The organism is Aminobacter sp. BA135, from assembly GCF_050859125.1.
Lineage (GTDB): Bacteria > Pseudomonadota > Alphaproteobacteria > Rhizobiales > Rhizobiaceae > Aminobacter > Aminobacter ciceronei.
In genome coordinates this window covers 18259-42271 of sequence record NZ_CP139573.1, presented here as the reverse complement: position 1 = coordinate 42271, position 24013 = coordinate 18259, and the positions used below count along the sequence as shown (strand labels likewise).

General features: G+C 64.2%; 22 protein-coding genes. 10 read left to right on the top strand and 12 right to left on the bottom strand.

The window, feature by feature from the left end; all coding sequences use genetic code 11:
* The first annotated feature begins 190 nt into the window (after window positions 1-190).
* Window positions 191-811, top strand: coding sequence for a helix-turn-helix domain-containing protein (locus tag SLT36_RS28170; protein WP_432288909.1), 621 nt, complete (start codon window positions 191-193; stop codon window positions 809-811).
* A 2-nt stretch (window positions 812-813) separates the two neighbouring features.
* On the opposite strand, the gene SLT36_RS28165 is transcribed toward SLT36_RS28170, so the two are convergent.
* Window positions 814-1845 carry a trans-3-hydroxy-L-proline dehydratase gene (locus tag SLT36_RS28165; protein ID WP_432288907.1) on the bottom strand — a complete coding sequence of 344 codons (1032 nt, stop codon included), beginning with the start codon at window positions 1843-1845 and terminating at the stop codon, window positions 814-816.
* 227 nt (window positions 1846-2072) lie between these two features.
* Between SLT36_RS28165 and SLT36_RS28160 the strand changes: the two genes are divergently transcribed.
* Window positions 2073-2747: a GntR family transcriptional regulator gene (locus SLT36_RS28160; protein ID WP_432288905.1), complete on the top strand. Its 675-nt coding sequence runs from the start codon at window positions 2073-2075 to the stop codon at window positions 2745-2747.
* Window positions 2748-2819: 72 nt separating this feature from the next.
* On the opposite strand, the gene SLT36_RS28155 is transcribed toward SLT36_RS28160, so the two are convergent.
* On the bottom strand, window positions 2820-3290 hold the full coding sequence (locus SLT36_RS28155; protein WP_432288904.1) for an Lrp/AsnC family transcriptional regulator: 471 nt from the start codon (window positions 3288-3290) through the stop codon (window positions 2820-2822).
* A gap of 108 nt (window positions 3291-3398) precedes the next feature.
* Between SLT36_RS28155 and SLT36_RS28150 the strand changes: the two genes are divergently transcribed.
* Window positions 3399-4880: an aminotransferase class V-fold PLP-dependent enzyme gene (locus SLT36_RS28150; RefSeq protein ID WP_432288902.1), complete on the top strand. Its 1482-nt coding sequence runs from the start codon at window positions 3399-3401 to the stop codon at window positions 4878-4880.
* Window positions 4881-4883: 3 nt separating this feature from the next.
* Window positions 4884-5762: an MBL fold metallo-hydrolase gene (locus SLT36_RS28145; RefSeq protein WP_432288900.1), complete on the top strand. Its 879-nt coding sequence runs from the start codon at window positions 4884-4886 to the stop codon at window positions 5760-5762.
* Between the two features lie 45 nt (window positions 5763-5807).
* On the opposite strand, the gene SLT36_RS28140 is transcribed toward SLT36_RS28145, so the two are convergent.
* From SLT36_RS28140 to SLT36_RS28130, 3 genes are read right to left on the bottom strand one after another with little or no spacing between them, the layout of a single operon-like run.
* A complete protein-coding gene (locus tag SLT36_RS28140) occupies window positions 5808-6713 on the bottom strand; it encodes a DMT family transporter (RefSeq protein WP_432288899.1) in 906 nt (301 codons plus the stop codon).
* A complete protein-coding gene (locus SLT36_RS28135; protein ID WP_432288898.1) occupies window positions 6697-9102 on the bottom strand; it encodes a PIG-L family deacetylase in 2406 nt (801 codons plus the stop codon). Before SLT36_RS28135 ends, SLT36_RS28140 begins: the two co-directional genes overlap by 17 nt.
* A gap of 25 nt (window positions 9103-9127) precedes the next feature.
* Window positions 9128-10342, bottom strand: coding sequence for an ROK family protein (locus SLT36_RS28130; RefSeq protein ID WP_432288897.1), 1215 nt, complete (start codon window positions 10340-10342; stop codon window positions 9128-9130).
* A 290-nt stretch (window positions 10343-10632) separates the two neighbouring features.
* Between SLT36_RS28130 and SLT36_RS28125 the strand changes: the two genes are divergently transcribed.
* From SLT36_RS28125 to SLT36_RS28100, 6 genes are read left to right on the top strand one after another with little or no spacing between them, the layout of a single operon-like run.
* A complete protein-coding gene (locus SLT36_RS28125) occupies window positions 10633-11901 on the top strand; it encodes an extracellular solute-binding protein (protein ID WP_432288895.1) in 1269 nt (422 codons plus the stop codon).
* Between the two features lie 18 nt (window positions 11902-11919).
* Window positions 11920-12858 carry a carbohydrate ABC transporter permease gene (locus tag SLT36_RS28120; protein ID WP_432289225.1) on the top strand — a complete coding sequence of 313 codons (939 nt, stop codon included), beginning with the start codon at window positions 11920-11922 and terminating at the stop codon, window positions 12856-12858.
* Window positions 12855-13706 carry a carbohydrate ABC transporter permease gene (locus tag SLT36_RS28115; protein WP_432288893.1) on the top strand — a complete coding sequence of 284 codons (852 nt, stop codon included), beginning with the start codon at window positions 12855-12857 and terminating at the stop codon, window positions 13704-13706. The genes SLT36_RS28120 and SLT36_RS28115 overlap by 4 nt, the downstream gene beginning before the upstream one ends.
* 3 nt (window positions 13707-13709) lie before the next feature.
* Window positions 13710-15224, top strand: a complete 1515-nt coding sequence (gene argH, locus SLT36_RS28110) for an argininosuccinate lyase (protein WP_432288891.1) — start codon at window positions 13710-13712, stop codon at window positions 15222-15224.
* Window positions 15224-16261 (top strand): ABC transporter ATP-binding protein, encoded by a 1038-nt coding sequence (locus tag SLT36_RS28105; RefSeq protein WP_115734638.1) that lies wholly within the window; start codon window positions 15224-15226, stop codon window positions 16259-16261. Before argH ends, SLT36_RS28105 begins: the two co-directional genes overlap by 1 nt.
* Window positions 16258-17172, top strand: coding sequence for a carbohydrate kinase family protein (locus SLT36_RS28100; protein WP_432288889.1), 915 nt, complete (start codon window positions 16258-16260; stop codon window positions 17170-17172). Before SLT36_RS28105 ends, SLT36_RS28100 begins: the two co-directional genes overlap by 4 nt.
* Before the next feature lie 26 nt (window positions 17173-17198).
* Here the strand turns inward: SLT36_RS28100 and pcaF are convergent, their stop codons facing one another.
* Genes pcaF through SLT36_RS28065 form a run of 7 tightly spaced genes read right to left on the bottom strand, consistent with a single transcriptional unit; the run spans window position 17199 to window position 24013 of the window.
* Window positions 17199-18401 carry a 3-oxoadipyl-CoA thiolase gene (pcaF, locus tag SLT36_RS28095; RefSeq protein ID WP_432288887.1) on the bottom strand — a complete coding sequence of 401 codons (1203 nt, stop codon included), beginning with the start codon at window positions 18399-18401 and terminating at the stop codon, window positions 17199-17201.
* A complete protein-coding gene (locus tag SLT36_RS28090; RefSeq protein WP_432288885.1) occupies window positions 18398-20377 on the bottom strand; it encodes a 3-hydroxyacyl-CoA dehydrogenase NAD-binding domain-containing protein in 1980 nt (659 codons plus the stop codon). Before SLT36_RS28090 ends, pcaF begins: the two co-directional genes overlap by 4 nt.
* A 2-nt stretch (window positions 20378-20379) precedes the next feature.
* The gene (locus SLT36_RS28085; protein WP_432288883.1) at window positions 20380-20775 is read right to left on the bottom strand and encodes a RidA family protein; all 396 of its coding nucleotides are present in this window, start codon (window positions 20773-20775) and stop codon (window positions 20380-20382) included.
* A gap of 1 nt (window position 20776) precedes the next feature.
* A complete protein-coding gene (locus SLT36_RS28080; RefSeq protein WP_432288881.1) occupies window positions 20777-21184 on the bottom strand; it encodes an acyl-CoA thioesterase in 408 nt (135 codons plus the stop codon).
* A gap of 10 nt (window positions 21185-21194) precedes the next feature.
* Window positions 21195-22388, bottom strand: coding sequence for an acyl-CoA dehydrogenase family protein (locus SLT36_RS28075; protein WP_432288879.1), 1194 nt, complete (start codon window positions 22386-22388; stop codon window positions 21195-21197).
* A 3-nt stretch (window positions 22389-22391) separates the two neighbouring features.
* Window positions 22392-23240 carry an enoyl-CoA hydratase family protein gene (locus SLT36_RS28070; RefSeq protein ID WP_432288877.1) on the bottom strand — a complete coding sequence of 283 codons (849 nt, stop codon included), beginning with the start codon at window positions 23238-23240 and terminating at the stop codon, window positions 22392-22394.
* A complete protein-coding gene (locus SLT36_RS28065) occupies window positions 23237-24013 on the bottom strand; it encodes an SDR family NAD(P)-dependent oxidoreductase (RefSeq protein ID WP_432288875.1) in 777 nt (258 codons plus the stop codon). The genes SLT36_RS28070 and SLT36_RS28065 overlap by 4 nt, the downstream gene beginning before the upstream one ends.

Genomic DNA, 24013 nt, shown 5'->3' with positions numbered 1-24013 from the left:
GCTACGCCTCGACGACCAGTTCGGATATTTTATCCAATCTTGCAGGACAATTTTCTTTGCGTCCGGATAGCCGCGAAGGCATTGTGTAGTTCCCCGTCAAAGCGGCGGCGCGGCTGCCATCTGGCTTGCGTTACCAACTTTAGCTGGACTAAAGTTCATCGAAATTGTGAAGTCAAGCGGAAAGACAGTGATGCCCCTCGATATCGATGACGTGGCCGCAGGCAACGGGGACGCGGCGCATCAGGACATGCCTGCCACCCACTCGATCGGACAGATGTTGCGGGCGCGCCGCAAGCTGATCGGCAAGACCATGAAGCAGGTCGCGGCCGAGGCGGGCCTGACCGAGGGCTTCATCAGCCAGATCGAGCGCGGGATTTCGACGCCGTCGCTGATTTCGCTCTACAATGTCGCCAGTGCGCTCGAGACCAGCGTCGACACCTTCCTGTCGCAACCGCCGGAACATGCCCACTCGATGGTCTCCCATGCCGGTGCGCGCCGCAGCTACAATGTCGAGACCAAGGAGCGGGTCTATGAACTGCTCGAACGCGGCTTTCCAGGTGCCCAGCTCAATGGCTGCATCACCCACATGCCACAAGGCTATGCCTCGGAGATCACGACCCATCAGGGCGAGGACTTTCTTTATCTGATCGAGGGCGAGATGCTCTACGAGATCGATGGCAAGGAGTACCTGCTCAAGGCCGGTGACACGCTGCATTTCCCTGCTTCGCTGCCGCATCGTGCCCGCAACGTCGGCCCGGGTCCGGCGCGCGAGCTCTGGGTCGGCACCACGCGCATCATCTCCGAGACCTGACCCTACTGCTTTCGCGGCCAGGTGTCGGCGAGCCGGTAGCCTGCCGGCCAGGGATCGTCGGGATCGAGCATCACCTGGTGTGTGCCGGTGATCCAAGCGCGTCCGGAGATTTCCGGAATGATCGCCGGCCGGCCGGCGACTGACGTCTCGCCGACGATGCGGCAATCGAAGGTCGAATCGATGATCGAATGGCCGCTGAAACGCTGACCGACCTTCATCAGTCCGCGTGCGTGCAGCACGGCCATGCGTGCCGAGCAGCCGGTGCCCGTCGGCGAGCGGTCGAGCTTGGCAGGCTGGATGACGACGGTGTTGCGACCATGCAGGACGCCGTCCCTTTCCTCGACCGGAAGCGCCAGCTGGCAGAAGGAGATGTGGTCCCATTCGCGGTTCTCGGGATGCGAGAAGCCGAGCTGATCATTGGCGGCGCGCGTGATCCTGATGCCGGTTTCGGCCAACTCGCGCGCCTCGTCGGGCGTGACGGAAAATCCCAGCGCCTTCGCATCGGCGATGACGAAGCTGTCGCCGCCATAAGCGGTGTCGACGGTCAACGTGCCCAGGCCCTCGACTTCGAGCTTTGCATCCAGCCTGTCGGCAAAGGACGGCACATTGGTGACGGTGATCCGCTCGGCCTTGCCGTAGCGGCAACTCGCTACGATCTCGACAAGACCGCCCGGCGCCTCAAGGGAAAAGCGGGTCTCCGGCTCCTGCATCGGCACGATGCCGCTGTCGAGCAGCACTGTCGAAACGCAGATCGAGTTGGAGCCCGACATCGGCGGCGTGTCTTCCGGCTCCATGATGATGAAGCCCATCGCGGCACGCGGGTCCTTCGGCGGCACCAAAAGATTGATGTGGCGGAACACGCCGCCGCGCGGCTCGTTGAGCACGAAATTGCGCAGCGTCCTGTCCTCGGCGATGAAGCGCCGCTGTTCCCACAAAGTGTTGCCGGGCGGTGGCGCAACGCCACCGACGATGACGTCGCCGACCTCGCCCTCGGCGTGGCACGACACGACGTGGATCACCTTGCTTGTGCGCATCCTTCGCCTCCTCGCGAATTCGCTATGTTCCCTGCCGCCACGATGCCGGGTCCGCACATCGTGCCTCGGTCATGCGGATCTTGCACCCATAGAAAAATCGGATCCAATATACAATCTGGAATATGCAATTGTGCGGGAAGAAAATGCTGGGCATGTTGCCCCCTGCTGCCACAGCACCTATCACCGAGCCTTGGCCGTTTGCCGCAATCCTGCAAGGTTGGACCGCAATGAAACTGGAGACCGTCGATATCAGGCAAGCCGCATCGGCGGCCGATATCGTCTACGAGGCGCTGCGCAAGGCGATCATCGAAGGCGAACTCGCGGAGGGCGAAAACCTCAGGCAGGACCAGATCGCCTCGCTGTTCAACACCAGCCGCATCCCGGTGCGCGAGGCGCTGTCTCGGCTCGAACAGAACGGCCTGATCACCACCCAGCGCTACAAGGGCGCGGTCGTCGCCGGCCTGTCGATCGAGGAGATTGAGGAGATCTTCGAGTTTCGCGCGCTCATCGAGGCGGAAGTCATCAGGCTTGCCGTGCCCAACATGAACGCGAAGACGCTTGATATGGCCCGGCGTTACTGCGCGGCGTTCGACAGCGAAGCCAATTCGGCCAAGTGGGGCGAGATCAACCGCAACTTCCACTACAGCCTCTATGAGGCGGCGCGGCGGCCCTACTATCTGCAGATCGTGCGCGCCTCGCTTGACCGCATCGACCGCTATCTACGCGCCCAGCTGACATTGACCGACGGCATGAATCGCGCCCGGCGCGAACACCAGGGCATCCTCGACGCCTGCATCGAAGGCGATGCCGACAAGGCAGCCGAGCTCACCCGCGACCACATTCTCGGCGCCGGCCGCGCGCTGGTGTCGTTCCTTGAGGAAACGCGTGGCAAGAACGACTGAATAACGCTCAAGCCGCCTTCTGGCTGTCCGGCGGCCGTCAGACCATGCTCGACACTGTGCTCTGAGTGCTGGTCAGCGTAGCCGGGCCAGATCCGCGGCGCGGTTTTCGATGATCGCTTCCATGGAAAAGAAACCGGTCACCGTCGCCAGGTCGAAGTTGGTGATCAGTTTCTGGTAGAAGGCGTCGTAGCCCGACATGCCCCTGGTCACCACCTTGATCAAATAGTCCCAGTCGCCTCCGATGCGATAGAAGTCGGTCACCTCGGGCATGCGTTCAACATGCTTGCGGAAATTGTCCGCCCATTCCTTGGAGTGGTGGCGGGTGCGGATCATGACGAACACGGTCAGGTCGTAGCCGAGTGCCGCAAGGTCGATGTCGGCATGGGTGCCGCGGATCAGGCCGGATGCATTGAGCCGCTGCAGGCGGCGCCAGCAGGCGTTTTGCGACAGCCCGACACGCTCGGCCAGGTCGCGCTGCGAGATCGCACCGTCCTTTTGCAGGCACGCCAGAATCTTGTTGTCGATTTCGTCCATTTTTTCCATGATTCAGATCATATGACCCAAGTTGACCGCAAAGTCGCGCGAAAATGATGAGGTTTCATCTCCCACATCCGATTAGAATCGCCTTGAGTTTGTTGCGGGAGAGATTCGATGAAGATCGAGCGCTGCGAAAAGCCTGGCGGCACCGGCTTGCTGGACAAGTTCAAGGAGTGCCTTGCCGTACGTGACGTCGTCGCGGAGCTGCGCAGCGGCCTTGTCGGCAAGGACGCGAAGATCGACGGGCCGTTCGGTCTCAAGCCCATGGTCTATGCCGACTATGTCGCATCGGGCCGGGCGCTGATGCAGATCGAGCGCTTCGTGCTCGAGGAAGTCTTGCCCTATTATGCCAACAGCCACACCGAGGCTTCCTACTGCGGCGGCATGATGACCCGCCTACGCCGCGAGGCGCGCGCGGCGATCGCCGAGTGCTGCGGCGCGAGCGACAGGCATGCGGTCATCTTCGCCGGATCGGGCGCGACGGCCGGCATCAATCGGCTGGTCAAGCTTCTGGGCGTTACCGATGCGGTTGCTGCCGGCAAGCAGGTCCGTGTCATCATCGGCCCCTACGAGCACCATTCCAACATCCTGCCCTGGCGCGAAAGCGGGGCGGAGGTGATCGAGATCGCCGAATGCGCTGCCGGTGGACCTGATCTCGTCGCACTGGACGAAGTGCTGCAATGGGAAGCTGACCTCACCGTCTGCGCGTTTTCGGCTGCCTCCAACGTCACCGGCATCATAGCCGATGTCGCTGCCATCACCAGTCAGGTGAAAGCGGCTGGCGCCAAGATCGTCTGGGACTACGCCGGTGCCGGACCCTACATGCCGATCGCCATGTCGCCGGTATCAGGCGCCGAAATCGATGCCGTGGTCATTTCGCCGCACAAATTCCTCGGCGGTCCGGGCGCTTCGGGCGTGCTGATCGTCCGCCGCGATGCGGTTATGACTGACAAGCCGTCATGGCCGGGCGGCGGCACCGTCAAGTTCGTCTCGCCCTCGGGCCACGACTACAGCACCAGCCTGGAAGCGCGGGAAGAGGCGGGCACGCCCAACGTGGTCGGCGACATCCGCGCGGCCCTAGCCTTCCTGGTCAAGGAAGCGCTCGGCGCGGACGCGATGCGGGCTCGCAATGCCGAACTGACCAGCCGCGCCATGTCGGCCTGGAACGGCGCCGGCAACATCGAGCTGCTCGGTGCGCTGGAGCCGCAAAGGCTGCCGATCTTTTCGTTCCGGGTCAGGGACGGCAAGGGCAGCTATGTTCACCAGCAACTGGTGACCCGCATGCTCAGCGATCGTTTCGGCATCCAGGCGCGTGGTGGCTGCGCCTGCGCCGGACCCTATGTCCATCGCCTGCTGTCGATCGGCGAGACGGAATCTGAGCGCATGCGCCAAGCGATCCTGGCCGGCGACGAGATCAGCAAGCCGGGTTTTGTCAGGCTCAACTTCAGCGTGCTGTTGCCGGAAGAGAAAGTGCAGTTCATCCTCGATGCGGTGCTGAAGCTGGCTTCGGACGCGGTGCAGTATCAGGAGCGCTACGATTTCGATGCCAGCCGTGCGATCTTCTATCCGCGCGCTGCCGAAATGGCCGAGGCTTGAGAGATGGCAAGACCAGACGTCGCCGCCTTTTTCGACCCACGCACCTGGTCGGTGCAGTATGTCGTCTCCGACCCGCGAACCCGAAAATGCGCGATCATCGATCCGGTCCTCGACTTCGACGAGAAATCGGGCGCAACCGCAACCGTCAACGCCGACAAGCTGCTGGACCATGTTCGCGACCAGGATCTGGAAATTCAGTGGATCCTCGATACCCATCCGCATGCCGACCACTTCTCGGCGGCGTCCTATCTGAAGGCAACGACCGGTGCGCCGACGGCGATCGGGGCGCGCATCGTCGACGTGCAGAAACTTTGGGCCGGCATCTACAACTGGCCTGAGCTCCGCACCGACGGTTCGCAATGGGACCGCCTGTTCGACAAGGGCGACACCTTCGAGATCGGCGACATCAGGACGGGTGTGATGTTCTCGCCCGGTCACACGCTGGCATCCGTCACCTATGTCGTCGGCGATTCAGCTTTCGTCCACGACACCGTCTTCATGCCGGACAGTGGCACCGCGCGGACGGATTTCCCCGGCGGCAGCGCCAATGCGTTGTGGTCGACGATCCAGGACATCATGGCGCTGCCTGGCGACACCCGTATTTTTGTAGGCCATGACTACCAGCCTGGCGGACGCGCCCCGTTGTGGGAGAGCAGCGTTGCCGCCCAGAAGAGCCAGAACATTCACCTGACGCGCTATGAGCGGGAAGAGGACTTCGTGGCGTTTCGCAATGGGCGCGACGCCACGTTGCCGATGCCGAAGCTGATCCTGCATGCACTCCAGATCAACATCAATGGTGGGCGGCTTCCCGAGCCCGAAGCCAATGGCGAGCGCTATCTCAAATTCCCGCTCAATGCCCTCGACGGAGCCGCCTGGGGTTGATTTCCCTCGCCTCCGGGAACAGGACGCTCCCGGATCTGGCGGAGGTTACTTCCGCTTGGCGCGGCGTTCGAGATAGGCGGTAGTCTGCAACGCGACGAGGATGACGATTGCGCCTATGACGATGCGCTGGTCGGGCACTTCGCCGAAGAAGACGTAGCCGGCGGCAGTCGTGACGACGATAGAGAGATAGCCGATCGGCGCGAGCACGCTCGCGTCGGCAAGGCGATAGGCGCGCAGGAAGCAATATTGTCCGGCCTGCGCCAGAAGTCCGATGGCGAGCAGGGGCACCCAGTCCAAGGTCTTGACCGGCTGCCAGACGAAGATGGCCGGGACAGCGGTGATGACCGCAAGGCCGACGGTGTAGAAGACCATCATCACGGTGGTGTTTTCGTCGCGCAGCATGCGGGTCTGGATGATGGCGAGCGAGCCGAAGACGACCGTGGCAAACACTGCAAGCAGACCGAGATTCCACTCGACGCCGCCAGGCGCCAGCATGACGAGCACGCCGGCGAAGGCGAAGGCGGCACCCACCCAGCGCAGCCGCGAAACGGTCTCGCCGAGGAAGGCCACCGCCATGGCCATGGTGACGAGCGGCCTGGAAAAGCTCAGCGCGTTGACCACCGCCAGCGGCAGCAGCGTGTAGGCCATGAACTGGCTGGTCAATGCGACCGCGTTGCAGCTGATGCGTGAGATGTTCTTCCAGGGATGCCTGGTGTGGCGGATGTGGTGACGATGGCGCCAGATCAGCGGCAGGATGAACAGCAGCCCGATCATCGCCCTGACGAAGACGAGCTGGAACGCCGGATAGACGAGGCCTTGCGCCTTGACGAGCGCCGTCATGCCGCCGGAGACCAGCAGCATGTCGGCGAGCACCCAGACGATGCCCTCGCGGTTGGCCTTCTGCCGCTCCTCTTCCGCTCGCGGCAACAGCTGGTCAGGCTGGCTGGACAAGATTTGCCATCAGGCGGAATGCTCCCGGCACTAGCTTGTCCATCTGATGATGCAGGACGAGGCTGGTATGGGTATGGCGGCCCTTGCCGATCTCAGCAGAGACCAGAGCGCCCATCAGCGGCTGTTCGTTGGTGTCGTGCATCGCCAGAAGCGGCTGGTAGGCCTCGTCCCAGCGCGCGGCGAAGTAGAGCCCGCGCTCCTTGTTCCAGCCGGACCAGTCCTGCGGGCCGATATTGTTCGGCCCCTTGAGCAGGACGTGGTCCGGCACCAGCACCGTAACCTCGGCGGTCGGATCCGTTACGCGCCAGCGTAAAGACGGCGAGCCAATCTCGAGTTTCCTCGGCGGCGTCGCTAGTGGATCCCAACCGTCGGTCGGGCGGTGGTAAAGGGTGACAAGGTGGCCGCCATTTTCAACGAAGCGGTGCAGCTTCTCGGTGCTTGCTGCCAAGTCCTTGCGAATGCCGAAGGCAAAGATGCCGACGACGATGGTGGTGTAGCGGCTGAGGTCTCCGGCCAGCGCCTTGGCGTCGAGTTCGGTGACGTCGAGCCCGATGCGCGACAGCCAAAGGCCGACGCGATCGGCGCCTGCGCCGACATAACCGACGACAGCGCCTTGCGGGAGCTTGAGGTCGAGCGTGAGCACGCGCAGCGCTTCCGGCTGGCGATGGGTGACGCGGCCGACATGCGAATAGGCAATCGGGGACAGCCGCAATGCCGGCCTGCCGCCGACCAGCGGCGTGATGGTGGTTAGCCCGGCAACACGTGTCTCGGGAGCGCGGATGACCTGGCCACCTTCCGCCTGGGCGAGTGACCAGCCGTCTTCCATGTTGAGCGAGACGGGCGCATCCTTGCCTGCGACCACTGGCTTGACCGGCCATTCGCGTCTGGTGCCGTCGAGCGGCACGATCAGCGCTTCGGGCTCCATCACGACCGAGCTTGCCGGCAGCACGGCAAATGGCTCCTCGAGGTCATAGGTGGCGCGGGCGGTATGATCGCCGAACGTCGCCGAGATGACGACATGGGCGTCACCATTGCCGCCAAGTGCTGACCATGACGGCGGATAGAGTTTTGTGTAGGCGGCGTCGGCTGCAGCCACAATCTTCAGGCTGCGCCGTCGTCCGGTGATGGTCTCCGCCCTGGCCGTGACACCATTGGGCAGGACAGCTTCGACCTCAACAGAACGACTGTCGCCGGCGGGGGCCAGATCGACAGTGAGTTCAGCCGTCTCATCAGGCGACATTGCCGACGGCGACAGCGTCGCGCGGTCGAAGATGCCGGCGGCTTCGATCAAGGCGGCGTCGATCTCGCGCGCCTTGTGGTCGAGGCGGTGGCGATTGAGCTCGAGGAAGGCGGGCGATGCACTGTTGCGGGCAGCGGCAAGCTTGGCAGCCGCTTCGGTGAGGGCTGCGATGATGGCATCGGCGTGTGGGAATGCGGCGATGGCCTTGTCGACGGCCAAACCGGCGGCCTTCAGTGCCTGCGCGGCTTCATAGGAGAGGTCGCGTGATGCGGCAAGATCGGCGAGCGTCGCCGGCAGCGCGTCGAGCACCGACGTCTCGGCCTTTGTGCCGTTGGCGGCCAGCAGCAGGTGCAGCGGCCAGCGTGTCTTAGGTGTATTCGGCCAATATCCCATGCCTTGCGAGGCATGGTAATAGCGCGACCATTCGCCGATGCGGTCATATTCCACCCCGGTCGCCGGCTCGCGGCCGGGCGCGTCGACGACAACCGTCGCATCTGGCGGCGGCACTTCGTCGTCATAGGTGTCGCCACCACCCGACCAGGCCGGCAGATAATACTTCGCCACCTGCCAGGGGCTCATGCCTTCCTTGAAATGTTCCGGGAACGCCTGCGGGTCGGCGGCAAGCCTGATCGCCTTTTCGGCGGCGCGGGTCATGGCGCGGTGGTGGCCGTGCTGGCCGGGGACATCGAGGAAGGTCGGAATGACGATGTCCGGCCGTTCGCTGCGATAGGCGCGCACCAGCCGTTCAACCGTTCGCATCTCGCCCCAGCGGGTGAAGGTCTGGTCGCCGTCCTTGGAGAAGCCGAAATCATGCACCTCGTCGTCGGGGCCATGGCCGAGCCAGACGACGTCGGCATCGAGTGCGCGCGCCGCTTCTTCCATTTCGCGGGTGCGCATCATGCCGAGCACGCCAAGGCGCTCCGGCCCGAGCGAATTCTGCCCGCCTTCGCCACGCGTCGAGCAGGCGACGATGACGCGCATGCCGAGGCCGAGGCGGAAATACGCAAGCAGGCCGCTCTGCTCGTCATCGGGATGAGCGCCGGTGTTCATCATGGTGACGGTAGAGCTGAGACGGCTGAGGGCACGGTGAAGCCTGAGCAGCGACGGGCTGGCCTTTTGTCTTTCGATACGTTCGCGGGCGCTCGGCATTCAGGTCCTCCGGTATTCCAGTCTGCTATTCGGTGTGTGCTGTGGCGGCAGTTTCGAGCTTGGGCGTGACCACCTCGAACAGCGGCAGCGCGGCGGCACCGAGTGCCGCCGTGTATTGCCCGGTCTGGCCGCGCATGACGCGGGGCAGGGCGCGGGTCCGTCGGCTGGCAACGGAAATAGGCAACGGTCCCATCCGCTCGATCAGCTCGTCGATGATCGCGTCCGGCAACACGCCGCCAAGGATCACCGTTTCGGGGTCGAGGATGTTTTCGATCATCGCGATCATCGGCGCGAGATAGGTCGCGGTCTCCTCCATCCACGCCAGCAGCACCGGATGGCGCTTGGCATGGAGTTCGGAGAAGTCGGCGAAGTCGCAGTCGGGGATGCCTGCCTCGCACAGCTTTTCGCGCAGCGCATGGACCGAGGCGTAGCGCTCGAGGCAACCATGCTGGCCGCACGGGCAGGCCCTGCCCTTGGGTACGACGACAACATGGCCGATTTCGCCGGCATTGCCGAAGGCGCCGCGGAAGGGCGTGCCGTCCTGGATCATGCCGAGGCCGAGACCGGCGCCGAAATAGACCATGCAGAAGCTGGAGATGGTGTGGCCGGCGCCGAAGAAGCGTTCGCCGACGGCCGCCGCATTGGCGTCGTTTTCCACTGTCACCGGCTCGCCGCAGGCTTCGCTGAGCAGGCTTGCCGCATCGATGTTTGCCCAGCCCGGCAGCGTCGTCGGGCCGACCGAGGTCATGCCTTCGATCTCGAACGGGCCGGGCATCACCACGCCGATGCCGAGCAGCCGCGACTTGAACGTCGACCTGACCGTATCAAGCTCGGCGCGCAGATGGGCGATGACCTGGCTCGGGCTGGTGTCGCTGACCGGCATGATTCGCCTGGAACGCGGCTGGCCCGACAGGTCGAGCACTGTCGACACCATGTGGTCGGAGGCCATCTCGATGCCCATGGTCATGGCGCCGTCGGGGTTGACGGCGAACTGGATTGGCGGCTGGCCACGGCCCGAACGCAGGCGCCCGGTCTCCATCAACAGGTTTTCGCTGACCAGCTCGTCGACGATGTTGGCGATGGCTTGCGCTGTCAGATGCGTCAGCCGGGCAATATGCATGCGCCCCAGGGCGCCGTTCCGGCGCACGACGTCGAGCACCACGCGACGGTTATGGTCGCGGCTGCGCTCGGGGTTGTTGCCCAATGTGACCTGATGCGTGCTGCCCGGCTGAAATGCCATTTCGCCCATCCTGACCTCGGTTGCAAAATTGATAACGCGGAAGGCCCGAACCCCGCAACAGATTAATTCAAGTAAATTATCTTATTGACAAAAGGCGTTCGGCAGGAAAGCGTATAGGCAGTGTGCGGGGAGGATCCGCAGCTTTGCTGGTGCCTGATTTTGGCGAGCGTGATCCGCTCGCGCCTGAAAGGCATTGGAGTTACGAGACGGCCCGGGCCTCGATTGCATGCGAGGCTGCGGTCCAAGGGGATAATCACCGCCCAAGGTCCGGAATTTTCCGGCGGGCGCAGATGGAGGTTTACATGCGTAGAGCAACCCTGTTTGCCGGACTGATTGCTGGTTTCAGCACGTTGGCAATCAACGCGGCCCAAGCCGTCGAGATCGAATATTGGCAGTATGTCTTCGACTCGCGCGTCAAGGCGATGGACCAGCTGATCGAGAACTTCGAGAAGGCCAATCCTGACATCACCGTCAAGCAGACGACCTTCCCCTATGCCGACTATCAGACGCGCGTCATCGCTGCGAAGATGGGCGGCCAGGGCCCCGACGTGATGCAGCTGTTCTACGGCTGGCTCGACAAGTTCGTTGCCGGCGGTCTGCTGCAGCCACTGCCGACCGATGCGTTCCCGCACGACAAGATCGAAAGCGAATTCTTCCCGATCGTCAGCGCCATGAAGCGCGGTGAGGACTATTACGGCCTGCCGACAGCCGTGCGTTCGCTGGCGCTGTTCTACAACAAGAAGCTGTTCACCGAAGCCGGCCTCGACCCGGCGAATCCCCCCAAGACGCTTGACGAGTTCGTCGCTGCCGCCGAGAAGGCGACCAAGCGTGACGCCGCCGGCAACCTGATCGTCGCCGGCTCGACCCTCGACATGGCCGGCCAGGACCACCAGTGGTGGCGTGAAGTGCTGGTGCGCCAGTTCGGCGGCGAGCCCTATACCGACGGCGACCGCAAGGTGGCCTACAACACCGAAGCCGGTGAAAAGGCGCTGAAGTTCTACACCGACCTGCAGACCGAGAAGAAGATCGGCCAGGCCGGCTTCATGGACGAAGGCCAGGCAGCCTTCCGTGCTGGCATGGCGGCGATGACTATCGACGGCACCTTCCGTCTCGGCGCCTTCAAGTCGATCGAGGGCTTCGAATGGGGCGTGACCGAACTGCCGGCAAATGCCGATGGTACCCGTTCCAACTATGCCAGCTATTTCGCCAACGGCATCTCGGCGACGACCAGCGGCGAGAAGCTCGAAGCCTCGAAGAAGTTCCTCGCCTACATCTCCTCGCCTGAGGCCATGGACGTCTGGCTGAAGACGGTCGGCGAGCTGCCGGCACGCCGTTCGGCTGCCATGACCGAGGCCAACCTTGCCGATCCGGTCTACGGCCCGTTCCTCAAGGGGCTCGAATACGCCCGCACCACCATGTTCGTTGATGAGGCAGCCCAGCGCCAGACCACCATCGACATGGCCAACCGCGTGCTGCTCGAAGGCCAGTCGGTGAAGGATTCGCTCGCACAGGCCGCAGCGGCCGAGCAGGCGATCATCGACGCAGCAGCCCCGAAGTAAGGCGAAGGCTTGATGTCTGTGACAGCGGATCAACAGGGGGCGGCGCTGAGCCGCCCCGGCGCGACCTTCTGGGAACGCCGTTCCATGCGGACGAAGCGGCTGGTCTGGGTGTGGAGTTTCCTCGCTCTGCCGATCCTGTTCTATTCGGTGATCCGCTTCTACCCGACCATCGAAGCCTTCTGGCTTTCGCTGACCAACTGGGACCTTTTGAAGCCGCCGCAGTTCATCGGCCTGGCCAACTACGAGAAGCTGTTCGCAGACCCGCAGTTCTGGAAGGTGTTCAAGAACACCTTTGCCTATCTGCTCGTCGGCACGCCGATCAGCCTGTTGCTGTCATTTGTGATTGCCTATCATCTCGATCGCGTGCGCTTCATGCACGGGTTGATCCGCGGTCTCTATTTCCTGCCCTACCTGACCACGGCTGCCGCGATGGCCTGGGTGTGGCGCTGGTTCTACCAGCCGGCACCGATCGGCGTGATCAACAATGCGCTCGGCACGGTCGGCATTCCCCAGCAGCCATTCATCCGCTCGGTTGATCAGGCCTTGCCATCGATCATGCTGACGGCGATCTGGGCCGGCCTCGGCTTCCAGATCATCATCTTCATGGCCGGCCTGCGGTCGATCCCCAATACCTTCTACGAGGCTGCGCGTATCGACGGCCTCGGCGAATGGGCGATCCTGCGCAAGATCACGCTGCCGCTACTCAAGCCGACAACCGTGTTCCTCGTCGTGTTTTCGTCGATCGGCTTCCTGCGCATCTTCGACCAGGTCTACAACATGACCACCAACGACCCGGGCGGCCCGCTCGGCTCGACCAAGCCACTGGTGCTGATGATCTACCAGACGGCGTTTTCGTCCTACGCGATGGGATATGCGGCGGCCCAGACGGTGGTGCTGTTCACCATTCTGCTGTTCGTCTCGCTGTTGCAGCTCTGGATCCTGAGGGAAAAGAAATGAGTGCCGTCACCCAAACGCCGGCGCTGTCCCACGCCAACGTCAAGCCCGGCCGCATCCTCGCCTGGACGCTGTTGTTCATCGGCGGCCTGATCATGGTGACGCCGCTGGCCTTCATGTTCTCGACGTCGTTCAAGACGGCCGGCCAGGTTTATGACCTCAAGCTCATTCCAGCAGCGCCGACCTTGGCCAACTACATAGCCATCCTGGCCGACGGGCGCTTCATGCGCTGGTTCTTCAACTCGATGTTCGTTGCCGTCATGGTGACGCTGTCGAACGTCTTCTTCGACAGCCTTGTCGGCTACACGCTTGCCAAGTTCGAATTCCGCGGCCGCTATTTCATCTTCCTCGCCATCCTGTCGACGCTGATGATCCCGACCGAGATGCTGGTTATCCCGTGGTACCTGATGTCGAGCAAGCTCGGCTGGCTGGACAGCTACTGGGGCATCATGTTCCCCGGCATGATGACGGCCTTCGGCACTTTCCTGATGAAGCAGTTCTTCGAAGGCGTGCCCAACGACTTCCTCGAGGCAGCGCGCGTCGATGGCCTGAACGAGTTCCAGATCTTCTGGAAGGTGGCGATGCCGCTGGTGACGCCGGCACTGTCGGCGCTCGCCATCTTTACCTTCCTCGGCAACTGGACGGCCTTCTTCTGGCCGCTGATCGTGACCACCAGCAAGGAGCTCTACACCTTGCCGGTCGGCCTATCGAGCTTCGCTGTCGAACAGTCCATCCAGTGGGAAATGATCATGACCGGTGCGGCGATCGCCACCTTGCCGACGCTGATCGTCTTCCTCGTTCTCCAGCGTTACATCGTCCGCGGCGTCATGCTTGCCGGGCTCAAGGGATAGAAAATGTCTGAACTGAACCCCAGGCTCTCTGACAAGAGCGTCTTTCCCGATCCCGTCTACAAGGAGACGGTGCTTCGGCCGCTCTTCGACGGCGCCAAGACCCACCATGTCGACGGCTTCCGTGCCATCGACCGGGCGCATCTGGTGATGCTGACCGAGACCGGCATTCTCGATGCCAAGCAGGCGTCGGCGATCGCCCGCGCTCTCGAAGCCATCGACCGCGAAATCGAACCGGAGAAGCTGGTCTATACCGGCGAGGTCGAGGACTTCTTCTTCCTCATCGAAAAGGAACTGAAGGCCCGTCTCGGCGCTGATGTCGCCGGACGCCTACACACCTCGCGTTCGCGCAACGACATCGACCACACGCTGTTCAAGCTTGGACTCAAGCAGCGCATTGATGCGTTGATGGTCAAGGCGCGGCATCTGCTGGCCGCGATGATCGACGCGGCCGAGCGTGAACAGGCGACGCTGATCGTTGCCTACACGCACGGCCAGCCGGCGCAGCCCTCGACTTTCGGGCATTATCTGTCGGCTGCCATCGAGGTGCTGATCCGCGACATCGAGCGCTTCGAAGAGGCGCGCAAGATCGTCGACCTGTCGCCGATGGGTGCCGCCGCCATCACCACGTCGGGCTTCCCGATCGACCGGCAGCGCGTCGCCGATCTGCTCGGCTTTGCCGCACCCTTGCGCAATTCCTACAGCTGCATCGCGGCATCCGACTACATCACCTCGACCTATTCGGCGATCGAGCTGATGTTCCTGCATCTCGGCCGCCTGATCCAGGACTTCCAGTTCTGGACCAGCTTCGAGGTCGGCCAGGTCTATGTGCCGAACGCTTTCGTGCAGATCTCCTCGATCATGCCGCAGAAGCGCAACCCGGTGCCGATCGAGCATATGCGGCTGCTCGCCAGCCAGACGATGGGCCGTGCCCGCACCGTGCTCGGTGTCATCCACAACACGCCATTCACCGACATGAACGACAGCGAGGGCGAAACCCAGTCGATGGGCTACGAGGCGTTTACCGCTGCCTCCCGCGTGCTCGACCTGCTCGCGGCCTTCGTCGGCGCAATCCGCATCGATCCGGAGCGTGTGGCTGACAACATCCGCCGCTCCTGCATCACCATCACCGAACTTGCCGACTCGCTGGTTCGCATCGAAGGCTTGTCCTTCCGCGAGGCGCATGAGATCGCTGCGACCGTCGCCAAGGCTGTGGTCGCGGCTGGCGGCGGGCTCGCCACGGACGGCTACGCGCCGTTTCTCGAAGCCTTCAGGCATTCGACCGGACGCGAACCGAGCTTCGGCCGCGACAAGTTCGCAGAGATCGTCTCGCCTGAACATTTCGTTGCCGTGCGCGACCGTTTTGGCGGTCCGGCACCAGCGGCGATGGCCGAGGCGATCGGCGTCTACAGGAAGAAGGCAGCGGCACTGGATGCCGTTGCGCAGGAGCATGCCGGGCACGACGCGAAAGCCGCAAAAGAACTCGGTGAGAAATTCAAGGCACTGGCAGGGGCGCTCTGATGGCGACGATCGAACTTGAAAAGCTGGTCAAGCGCTACGGCAAGGTAGACGTCGTCCAGGGCATCGATCTTGAAATCGCCGATGGCGAATTCGTGGTCTTCGTCGGGCCTTCGGGCTGCGGCAAGTCGACGACCTTGCGCATGATCGCCGGGCTCGAGGACATCTCCGGCGGCACGCTGAAGATCGGCGGCGAGGTGGTCAACGAGCGTGACCCCAAGCAGCGCAACATCGCCATGGTGTTCCAGAACTACGCCATCTACCCGCACCTGACCGTGCGCCAGAATATCGGCTTCGGTCTCTACACCTCGAAGCTGTCCAAGGCCGAGAAGGACCAGCGTATCGAAGAGGCGGGCAAGATCCTCGGCCTGGAGAAGTATCTCGACCGCCGTCCGGCGGCGTTGTCGGGCGGTCAGCGCCAGCGCGTCGCCATCGGTCGCGCCATGGTCCGCAATCCTTCGGCCTTCCTGTTCGACGAGCCATTGTCCAATCTAGATGCCCAGCTGCGCGCTCAGATGCGCATCGAGATCAAGCGCCTGCACCAGAAGCTCAAGACGACCACAGTCTATGTCACCCACGACCAGGTCGAGGCGATGACCATGGCCGACCGTATCGTGGTCATGAAGGACGGGCACATCCTGCAGGTGGGCACGCCGACCGATCTTTATGAAAACCCTGTCGATGTCTTCACCGCCCGCTTCATCGGCAGCCCGTCGATGAACCTGGTGCCTGGCCGCAAGAACGGCAAGGGCATCGAGCCTGCTGCCGGCGGCGATATCCTGATCGGCGTGCGCCCGCACGAGCTGACCGCAGCCATCGAGAAGTCGGAAGGTGGTCTGGAACTCACCGGAACGGTGACGGCGGTCGAGCCGCTCGGACCCGAGACGCTTGTGCATCTCGATGTCGATGGCAGTGCCGTGATTGCCACTGCGCCGAGCAAGTTCATCCCCGCGACGGGCAGCACGCTGACCTGCCGCGCGGCGCCGGGCAGCCTCTATCTCTTCGACGCCAAGACCGAGAAGAGCCTGGGCCGGCAATGACATCGGAAAATGCCAAGCGTCCGGCGGTGCTCAGCATCGGGCGGATTTACTGTGACCTGATTTTCACCGGCCTGGCGTCGTTGCCTGAGCCGGGGCGCGAGGTGTTTGCGCAGGACATGAAGATGGCTGCCGGCGGCGGCGCGTTCATTGCGGCCGCCCACATGGCCCATGCCGGGCGTCAAGTCGCTCTGGTGGCGCGCCTTGGCACGGACGCGCTGTCGACAGGGATCGAGGCTGAGCTCGGTGCCAGCAATGTCGACCTGCGCTTCGTCGAGCATTCGCCCGGTGCCGGGCCGCAGGTTACCGTCGCCTCGGTGATCGGCAACGACCGCGCCTTCCTGTCGCGGCGCGCCGGGACTGCACTTCCGACGACGCTCGATGCCGCGCTCGACTGGAGCGATGCCGGCCATCTGCATATCGCCGAATATGCCACGCTGCACGAGATCCCCGATCTGGTCAGCCGCGCCAAGGCCAGGGGGCTGACCGTCTCGCTCGATCCGAGCTGGGACGAGACGCTGATCTACGAAGCCGAACTGCTCGATCGTTGTGCCGGCGTCGACATCTTCCTGCCCAACATGGAAGAGGCAACCGCAATCACGCGGGAAAACGATCCGATGGCGGCAATCGAGATCCTGTCCAAGGACTTCCCGGTCGTTGCCCTGAAAGCGGGCGGCGAGGGCGCATGGCTGAAGGCCAATGGCCAGTTGCTGCACCGACGGGCAGAAGTGGTTCCGGTTGTCGATACGACGGGTGCGGGCGATGCCTTCAATGCCGGCTTCATCGACGCCTGGCTTTCGGGTCAGTCCGAGCAAGCCTGCCTTGCCGCCGGCATCACTTATGGCAGCCTTGCCGTCCAGGCGGCGGGAGGTTCGGCGATCCTGCGCCAGCCGCTGCGCAGGGCTGCTGGCTGACGGTTACGAACGAGGCGCGCCGCCTGCTACGGCCGGCTAATCAAAAGCGAGATGCCCTGGCCGACACCGATGCACATGGTGGCGAGCGCGCGTCTGGCGCCACGCAGGTCGAGTTCCAGTGCAGCGGTCAGTGCCAGACGTGCGCCCGACATGCCGAGCGGGTGGCCAAGCGCGATGGCGCCGCCGTTCGGATTGACGTGGCCCGCGTCGTCGGCGAGGCCGAGCTGGCGCATGCATGCCAGCGACTGCGCGGCAAAGGCTTCGTTGAGTTCGATTATATCGATGTCTGATATGACAAGGCCGGCGCGGTCCAGAAGCTTTTGCGTCGAGCCGACCGGGCCGATGCCCATGATGCGCGGCGCTACGCCTGATGTCGCCATGCCATCGACCTTGGCGAGCGGCTTGAGACCGTGGCGTTCGATAGCGCGCGCAGATGCGATGATCACGGCTGCGGCCCCGTCATTGACGCCCGACGCGTTGCCGGCGGTCACCGTGCCGCCATCGCGGAACGGTGCCGAAAGGCTCGCAAGCTTTTCGATCGTCGTTTCGCGCGGATGCTCGTCGTGTTCGACGACAGTCGCTTCGCCCTTGCGGCCCTTGATCGTGACAGGCGCGATTTCGCGGGCAAAACGGCCGCTTTTCTGCGCTGCGGCGGCACGAGCCTGGCTGCGCAGGGCGAAGTGATCCTGATCCTCGCGTGAAATGGAAAACTCGGCGGCAACGTTCTCGGCTGTCTCAGGCATGGAATCGATGCCGTACTGCTTCTCCATCAACGGATTGACGAAACGCCAGCCGATGGTGGTGTCGAAGATCTCGGTGCTGCGCTGGAATGCGCTTGAAGCCTTGGGCATGACGAAGGGCGCGCGCGACATGCTTTCGACGCCGCCGGCAATGATGATGTCAGCTTCTTCGAGCTTGATGGCGCGTGCTGCATAACCAACCGCGTCGAGGCCGGAACCGCAGAGGCGATTGATCGTCGTTCCGGACACCGATACCGGCAGGCCCGCAAGCAGGGCAGCCATGCGGGCGACATTGCGGTTGTCTTCGCCGGCCTGGTTTGCGCAGCCGAGCACGACCTCATCGATCTGGTCGACGGGGATTCCAGGGTGCCGCGCCAGCGCTTCGCGAATGGCGTGAGCGGCGAGATCATCAGGGCGCACAGAGGCAAGCGCGCCGCCATAACGGCCGATCGGGGTGCGGACGCCGCCTACGATGTATGCTTCGGTCATGGTGTGATGTCCTTGTGCGTTTCGGCTGCAAACATCGGCCCGCCCTTTTGCGCCGGAAAACCGTAGCCATTGATCATCGCCAGATCGATGTCGCTCGATCGCGCGGCGATGCCCTCGGTGAGCAAGGCAGCGCCTTCGTCGGCCATGGCGCGCAGCAACCGGTCGACGATCTCGTCGACCGTAAAGCGGCGGGGCGAGATGTCCTTGGCCGCGCGTGCGGCGGCGATCAGCGCAGTGACCTCTGGATCGACGGCCTTTTCGCCTGACGCATAGTCGTACCAGCCCTTGCCTGTCTTGCGACCGAAACGGCCGGCTTCGCAAAGCTTGTCGGCGATCTCGACATAACGCGCGTTTGGATCGCGCGTTGCCGCCTGCCGCTTGCGTCGCGCCCAGGCGATCTCCAGCCCGGCCATGTCGTAGACGGTGAAGATGCCCATCGGAAAGCCGTAGGCTTCGAGTGCTGCGTCGACCTCTTCGGGGGCTGCACCGTCCTCGACCATGAACTCCGCCTCGCGGCGATAGGCCGAGAAGATGCGGTTGCCGATGAAGCCTTCGGTTACGCCTGAGACCACCGGCAGCTTGCCGAGTCTCCTGGCGAAGGCCAATGCGGAAGCGAGCACGTCGGGCGCGGTTGCCTTGCAGTCGACGACCTCGACCAGGCGCATGATGTTGGCCGGCGAGAAGAAGTGCAGGCCGACCACGCGCCCGGGGTGAGCAGTCGCCGCTGCGATCTCGTCGGGGTTCAGGTAGCTGGTGTTGGTGGCGAGGATCGCATCCGGCCTGACGATGCCGTCGAGGCGCTGGAACAGCTCGGTCTTGACCGCGAGATCGTCGAACACCGCCTCGATGACGAGGTCTGCTGCGGCGAGTTCGCCGATGTTCGCAGCCACCACCAGCCGGACGAGGCATTCGTCGCGAACTGTCGCCGCAAGGCGCCCTGACTGGACCGCCTTGTCGAGAATGCCGGCGATGCGCTCGCGCCCCTTGGCGGCGGCGTCTTCGGTCTGCTCGATGCCGACGACGCGGTAGCCAGCTGTCAACGCTGCGACCGCGATGCCGGCGCCCATCAGACCTGTACCGACGATGCCTGCTGTTTCGATCCTGCGTGGGGCAACGCCCTCAAGCTTGTCGACCTTGCCGGCTTGCCGCTCGGCGAAGAAGACATGGCGCAGGGCTGCCGCCTCACTGGAATCCCGCAGGCGCAGGAAGGTGGCGCGCTCCTCCGCGACGCCGTCTTGGAAAGTCCGTTCCGAAGCCAGCCGGACAAGGCGAACGGCTTCCGCTGGTGCCGATTGGCCGCGCGATCTGGATAGGATCTTTTTTGACGCCGCATCGACCGCGGCCAATTCGGCGATCGGGACATCGAGCAACCCCGTGCGCCGTTGCGACTGACCAGCGAGTTGATGGACAAGGGCGATGGCTGCCGCGAGATGATCGGCTGCGACGCCATCGACAAGGCCGAGCTTGATGGCTTCATCAGGCCTGACTATGCGGCCGCTGCCGATCAGGTCGATTGCCGCGACGGTGCCGATGAGGCGCGGCAGGCGCTGGGTGCCGCCGGCACCCGGCACGATGCCGAGCTTGACCTCGGGCAAACCGAAACTCGCCGCCTCGCCGGCAACGCGCCCATGGCAGGCAAGCGCGATCTCACAGCCGCCGCCGAGGGCAGCCCCATTGACGGAAGCAACCACCGGCTTGCTGCAATTCTCGATGCGCTGCATGACCTCGGGAAGCGTCGGCTCTACCGGTGGCTTGCCGAACTCCCTGATGTCGGCGCCGCCGACAAAGGTGCGGCCGGCGCCGGTGATGATGACGCCGATTACGGTGCCAACGGCTGACGCATGGTCGAGTGCCTTGACCAGCCCCTGCCGGACATGCGCCGAGGTGGCGTTGACGGGCGCATTGTCGATGATGACGACGAGCACGCCGTCACGGACGCTGCCCGAAACGCTCTCCGAAAACCGCGTCGCGCTCATGGCTATGCCGGGATGACCGCGGTGGCCTGGATCTCGATCTTGGCGCGGTCCTCGACCAGCGCCACCACCTGCATGGCGGCCATGGCGGGGAAGTGGCGGCCGATCACGTCGCGATAGGCCTGGCCGAGGCCGCGCAGGTTCTCGGTGTATTCCTTTTTGTCGGTGAAGTACCAGGTCATCGTGGTGATGTGGTGCGGCTCGGCGCCGCCGGCCTTCAGCACGGCGACGACGTTTTCCAGCGTCTGGCGCACCTGGCCGACGAAGTCGTCGGTCTCGAACTGGCACTGCGCGTTCCAGCCGATCTGGCCGCCGACGAAGACGGTGCGGCCGCTCGCGGCGATGCCGTTGGCATAACCGATGGGCTTGGCCCACCCTTCGGGTTGCAGGATCTCATGCATCTCAAGTCTCCAGGCGGCTTTCGAGCGCGGCGCGGAGGTCGTCCGGCCAGGCAAGCGATTTGTGGGTATCGAGCGAAGTGGCGACCACGCTGTGGCGGGCGCTCCATAGCAGCGTGCCGGCGGCCGAAACCTTGTGCTCGAGATCGAGCGAGGAGCGGCCGATGCGGCGGACGAACAGCTCGAAGTCGAGCGTGTCGCCATGGAAGCCCGGATGGACGAAGGTGAGGTCGAGGCGAACCGTCGGCGTGCCGATGCGGCGCTCGCCGACGAGCTGTTGCCACGGTGCGCCGGCATCGCTGAAGAACTCCTCGAGGACGCCCACAAGGATGTTCAGATAGGACGGGAAGTAGGCGATCCCCGAGGGATCGCAATCTCCGAAACGCAGCGGCCGTGAGGTGCGGAAGGGCACGTCAGCACTCCTACTTCGCAGCCTTCATCAGCTCGCGGCCGATGATCAGCTTCTGCACTTCGGTGGCGCCTTCGTAGATGCGCAGCGCGCGGATCTCGCGATAGAGGCGCTCGGTGATCTCGCCGACGCGGACGCCGCGGCCGCCGAACAGCTGCAGTGCCTGGTCGATGACCCACTGGGCGTTCTCGGTCGCCGTCATCTTGGCCATGGCGGCCTCGCGGGTGATCGGCAGCTTTTGCACGTCGCGCCGCCAGGCGGTACGCACGGTCAAGAGCGAGGCTGCGTCGATGGCAGTCGCCATCTCGCCCAGCGTGCTCTGAGCGGTCGGCAGGTCGGCCAGCGTCGCCCCGAACATCCTGCGGGACCTGGCGTGCGCTACGGCCTCGTCGAGGGCGCGGCGGGCAAAACCGAGGGCTGCGGCAGCCACTGACGGCCGGAAAATGTCGAGCGTGCGCATGGCAATCTTGAAGCCTTCGCCCGGTTCGCCCAACAGCTGGGATGCCGGGATGCGGCAATTGTCGAACCTGACGCGTGCCAGGGGATGCGGGGCGATCGTCTCGATGCGCTCGGCGATCGAAAAGCCCGGCGTGTCGGCATAGACGACGAAGGCCGAGATACCGCGCGTGCCGGGCGCCTCGCCGGTGCGGGCAAAGACGGTGTAGACGTCGGCGATGCCGCCATTGGAGATGAAGACCTTCTCGCCGTCGAGCACATAGGTGTCGCCGTCGCGGCGGGCGGCGGTCGCCATGGCGGCAACGTCGGAGCCGGCCTCCGGCTCGGTCAGGGCGAAGGCCGAGATCAGTTCGCCTCGGGCAATCCTAGGCAAGATGGCCTGCTTGAGTTCGTCCGAACCGGACAGGCTGATCGCCCCGGTGCCCAGGCCCTGCATGGCAAAGGCGAAGTCGGCGAGACCGTCGGCATAGGCCAGTGTCTCGCGGATCAGGCAGAGCGAGCGGCTGTCGATCACGTCCGACGCGCCACCGAAGGCGGCTGGCACGCAGTGGCGCAGGATACCCGCCTGGCCAAGCGCCGCCACCAGCTTCTTGCAGGCGCCGTCGGCATTGCCATGGTCGATCTCGCCCAGCCCGCCGCTGGCGATGAAGGCGTCGAGTTCAGCCGCCAACGCGCGGTGGCTGTCGGCGAAGAACGGCCAGTCGAGGTGGTCGCGGGTTGGCGCACTGGTCGGCATCAAATGCGCGGCCATGGCTCAGTTCCCCTTGAATTCGGGCTTGGCTTTGGCGGCGAAAGCCTCGAAGGCGCGGCGGAAGTCGCCGGTCGCCATGCAGATCGCCTGGGCCTGCGCTTCGGATTCGATCAGCTGGTCGATGCCCATCGCCCATTCCTGGTCGAGCATCTTCTTGGTCATGGCATGCGCAAACCAGGGGCCGTCGGCCAGGTTGCGGGCGAATTTCTGCGCCTCGGCGAGCAGTGCGCCACGCTCATGCAGCGCGTTGTAGAAGCCCCAGGCATGGCCCTCGGTCGAGGTCATGACGCGGCCGGTAAACAGAAGTTCGGCGGCGCGGCCCTGACCGATGATGCGCGGAAGGATGCCGCAGGCGCCCATGTCAGCTCCGGCCAGGCCGACGCGGGTGAACAGGAAGGCGGTCTTCGCCTCCGGGGTGGCGATACGATAGTCGGACGACATGGCGATGATCGCGCCGGCGCCGGCGCAGATGCCGTCGACGGCCGAGATGATCGGCTGCGGGCAGGCGCGCATCTGGCGCACCAGGTCGCCGGTAAGGCGGGTGAAGTCGAGCAGGTCATGCATCGGCATGCGGGTCAGCGGCTCGATGATCTCGAAGACGTCGCCGCCGGAACAGAAATTGTTCTCGGCACCCGTGATGACGATGGCGCGAACGTCGCTGGCCCGGTGCAGGGCGCGGAACAGGTTGCCGAGTTCCTCGTAGCTCTCGAAGGTCAGCGGGTTCTTCTTCTCTGGGCGGTTCAGCGTGATCGTCGCGACCTTGCCGTCGGCATCGGTCTCGAACTTGAAATGCTTGGCCTGATGGCCCTGGAAGGGATGCTTCTTGTCCTGCATCGGGTTGGTCATGATCATCCTCCCAGAACTTCGCCGCCGGCGACCGGGATCGCCTGGCCTGTGATTGCGGTTGCCTTTTCCGAGGCGAGCCAGAGCACGGTGTCGGCCACTTCCTCTGGCGTCACCAGCCGCCCTTGCGGATTGGCGCGGGCGAGTGTGGCGCGTGCCTCTTCGGCCGAGCGCCCGGTCTTGCCGGTGATGGTTTCCACGGCGCCGTCGAGCAGCGGCGTGTCGGTGAAGCCGGGGCAAACCGCGTTGACGGTGACGTCGGTGCGGGCAAGCTCAAGAGCCAGCGCGCGAGTCATGCCGACCACGCCATGCTTTGAGGCGCAATAGGCTGAGACATAGGCATAGCCGGTCAGGCCGGCGGTGCTGGCGACATTGACGATGCGGCCCTTGCCGGCGCGCTTGACCGAAGCAAGCGCTGCCTGTGTGACCAGGAACGTGCCGGTGAGGTTGATGCCCATCACCCGGTTCCACAATGCGAGGTCGGTTTTGTCGAACGGAGCCGACGGCGCTTCGCCGGCGCAGTTGACCAGCACGGCGATGTCGCCTGCATGCGCAATCGCCTTGGCGATACCTGCCTCGACCGAATGCGCATCAGTGACGTCGAAGCCATCAAGGACGAAGGCCTCGCCGCCTATCTTGGCGATCTCGTCGCGCACCGCCTCGAGCGGCGCGGCACGCCGTCCGCACAGGCTGACGCCGTGGCCGTTGGCGGCGAGCGCTAGTGCGATGGCGCGGCCGATGCCGCTGCCGGCGCCGGTGACCAGGGCGTGACGCTTGGCCAT

What these genes read in the sequence shown, in the direction of transcription:
- SLT36_RS28170 (WP_432288909.1), top strand. Translation starts at nt 191, where the DNA reads ATGCCCCTCGATATCGATGACGTGGCCGCAGGCAACGGGGACGCGGCG.
- SLT36_RS28165 (WP_432288907.1), bottom strand. Translation starts at nt 1,845, where the DNA reads ATGCGCACAAGCAAGGTGATCCACGTCGTGTCGTGCCACGCCGAGGGC.
- SLT36_RS28160 (WP_432288905.1), top strand. Translation starts at nt 2,073, where the DNA reads ATGAAACTGGAGACCGTCGATATCAGGCAAGCCGCATCGGCGGCCGAT.
- SLT36_RS28155 (WP_432288904.1), bottom strand. Translation starts at nt 3,290, where the DNA reads ATGGAAAAAATGGACGAAATCGACAACAAGATTCTGGCGTGCCTGCAA.
- SLT36_RS28150 (WP_432288902.1), top strand. Translation starts at nt 3,399, where the DNA reads ATGAAGATCGAGCGCTGCGAAAAGCCTGGCGGCACCGGCTTGCTGGAC.
- SLT36_RS28145 (WP_432288900.1), top strand. Translation starts at nt 4,884, where the DNA reads ATGGCAAGACCAGACGTCGCCGCCTTTTTCGACCCACGCACCTGGTCG.
- SLT36_RS28135 (WP_432288898.1), bottom strand. Translation starts at nt 9,102, where the DNA reads ATGCCGAGCGCCCGCGAACGTATCGAAAGACAAAAGGCCAGCCCGTCG.
- SLT36_RS28130 (WP_432288897.1), bottom strand. Translation starts at nt 10,342, where the DNA reads ATGGCATTTCAGCCGGGCAGCACGCATCAGGTCACATTGGGCAACAAC.
- SLT36_RS28125 (WP_432288895.1), top strand. Translation starts at nt 10,633, where the DNA reads ATGGAGGTTTACATGCGTAGAGCAACCCTGTTTGCCGGACTGATTGCT.
- SLT36_RS28115 (WP_432288893.1), top strand. Translation starts at nt 12,855, where the DNA reads ATGAGTGCCGTCACCCAAACGCCGGCGCTGTCCCACGCCAACGTCAAG.
- argH (WP_432288891.1), top strand. Translation starts at nt 13,710, where the DNA reads ATGTCTGAACTGAACCCCAGGCTCTCTGACAAGAGCGTCTTTCCCGAT.
- SLT36_RS28105 (WP_115734638.1), top strand. Translation starts at nt 15,224, where the DNA reads ATGGCGACGATCGAACTTGAAAAGCTGGTCAAGCGCTACGGCAAGGTA.
- SLT36_RS28100 (WP_432288889.1), top strand. Translation starts at nt 16,258, where the DNA reads ATGACATCGGAAAATGCCAAGCGTCCGGCGGTGCTCAGCATCGGGCGG.
- pcaF (WP_432288887.1), bottom strand. Translation starts at nt 18,401, where the DNA reads ATGACCGAAGCATACATCGTAGGCGGCGTCCGCACCCCGATCGGCCGT.
- SLT36_RS28090 (WP_432288885.1), bottom strand. Translation starts at nt 20,377, where the DNA reads ATGAGCGCGACGCGGTTTTCGGAGAGCGTTTCGGGCAGCGTCCGTGAC.
- SLT36_RS28085 (WP_432288883.1), bottom strand. Translation starts at nt 20,775, where the DNA reads ATGCATGAGATCCTGCAACCCGAAGGGTGGGCCAAGCCCATCGGTTAT.
- SLT36_RS28075 (WP_432288879.1), bottom strand. Translation starts at nt 22,388, where the DNA reads ATGGCCGCGCATTTGATGCCGACCAGTGCGCCAACCCGCGACCACCTC.
- SLT36_RS28070 (WP_432288877.1), bottom strand. Translation starts at nt 23,240, where the DNA reads ATGATCATGACCAACCCGATGCAGGACAAGAAGCATCCCTTCCAGGGC.
- SLT36_RS28065 (WP_432288875.1), bottom strand. Translation starts at nt 24,013, where the DNA reads ATGGCCAAGCGTCACGCCCTGGTCACCGGCGCCGGCAGCGGCATCGGC.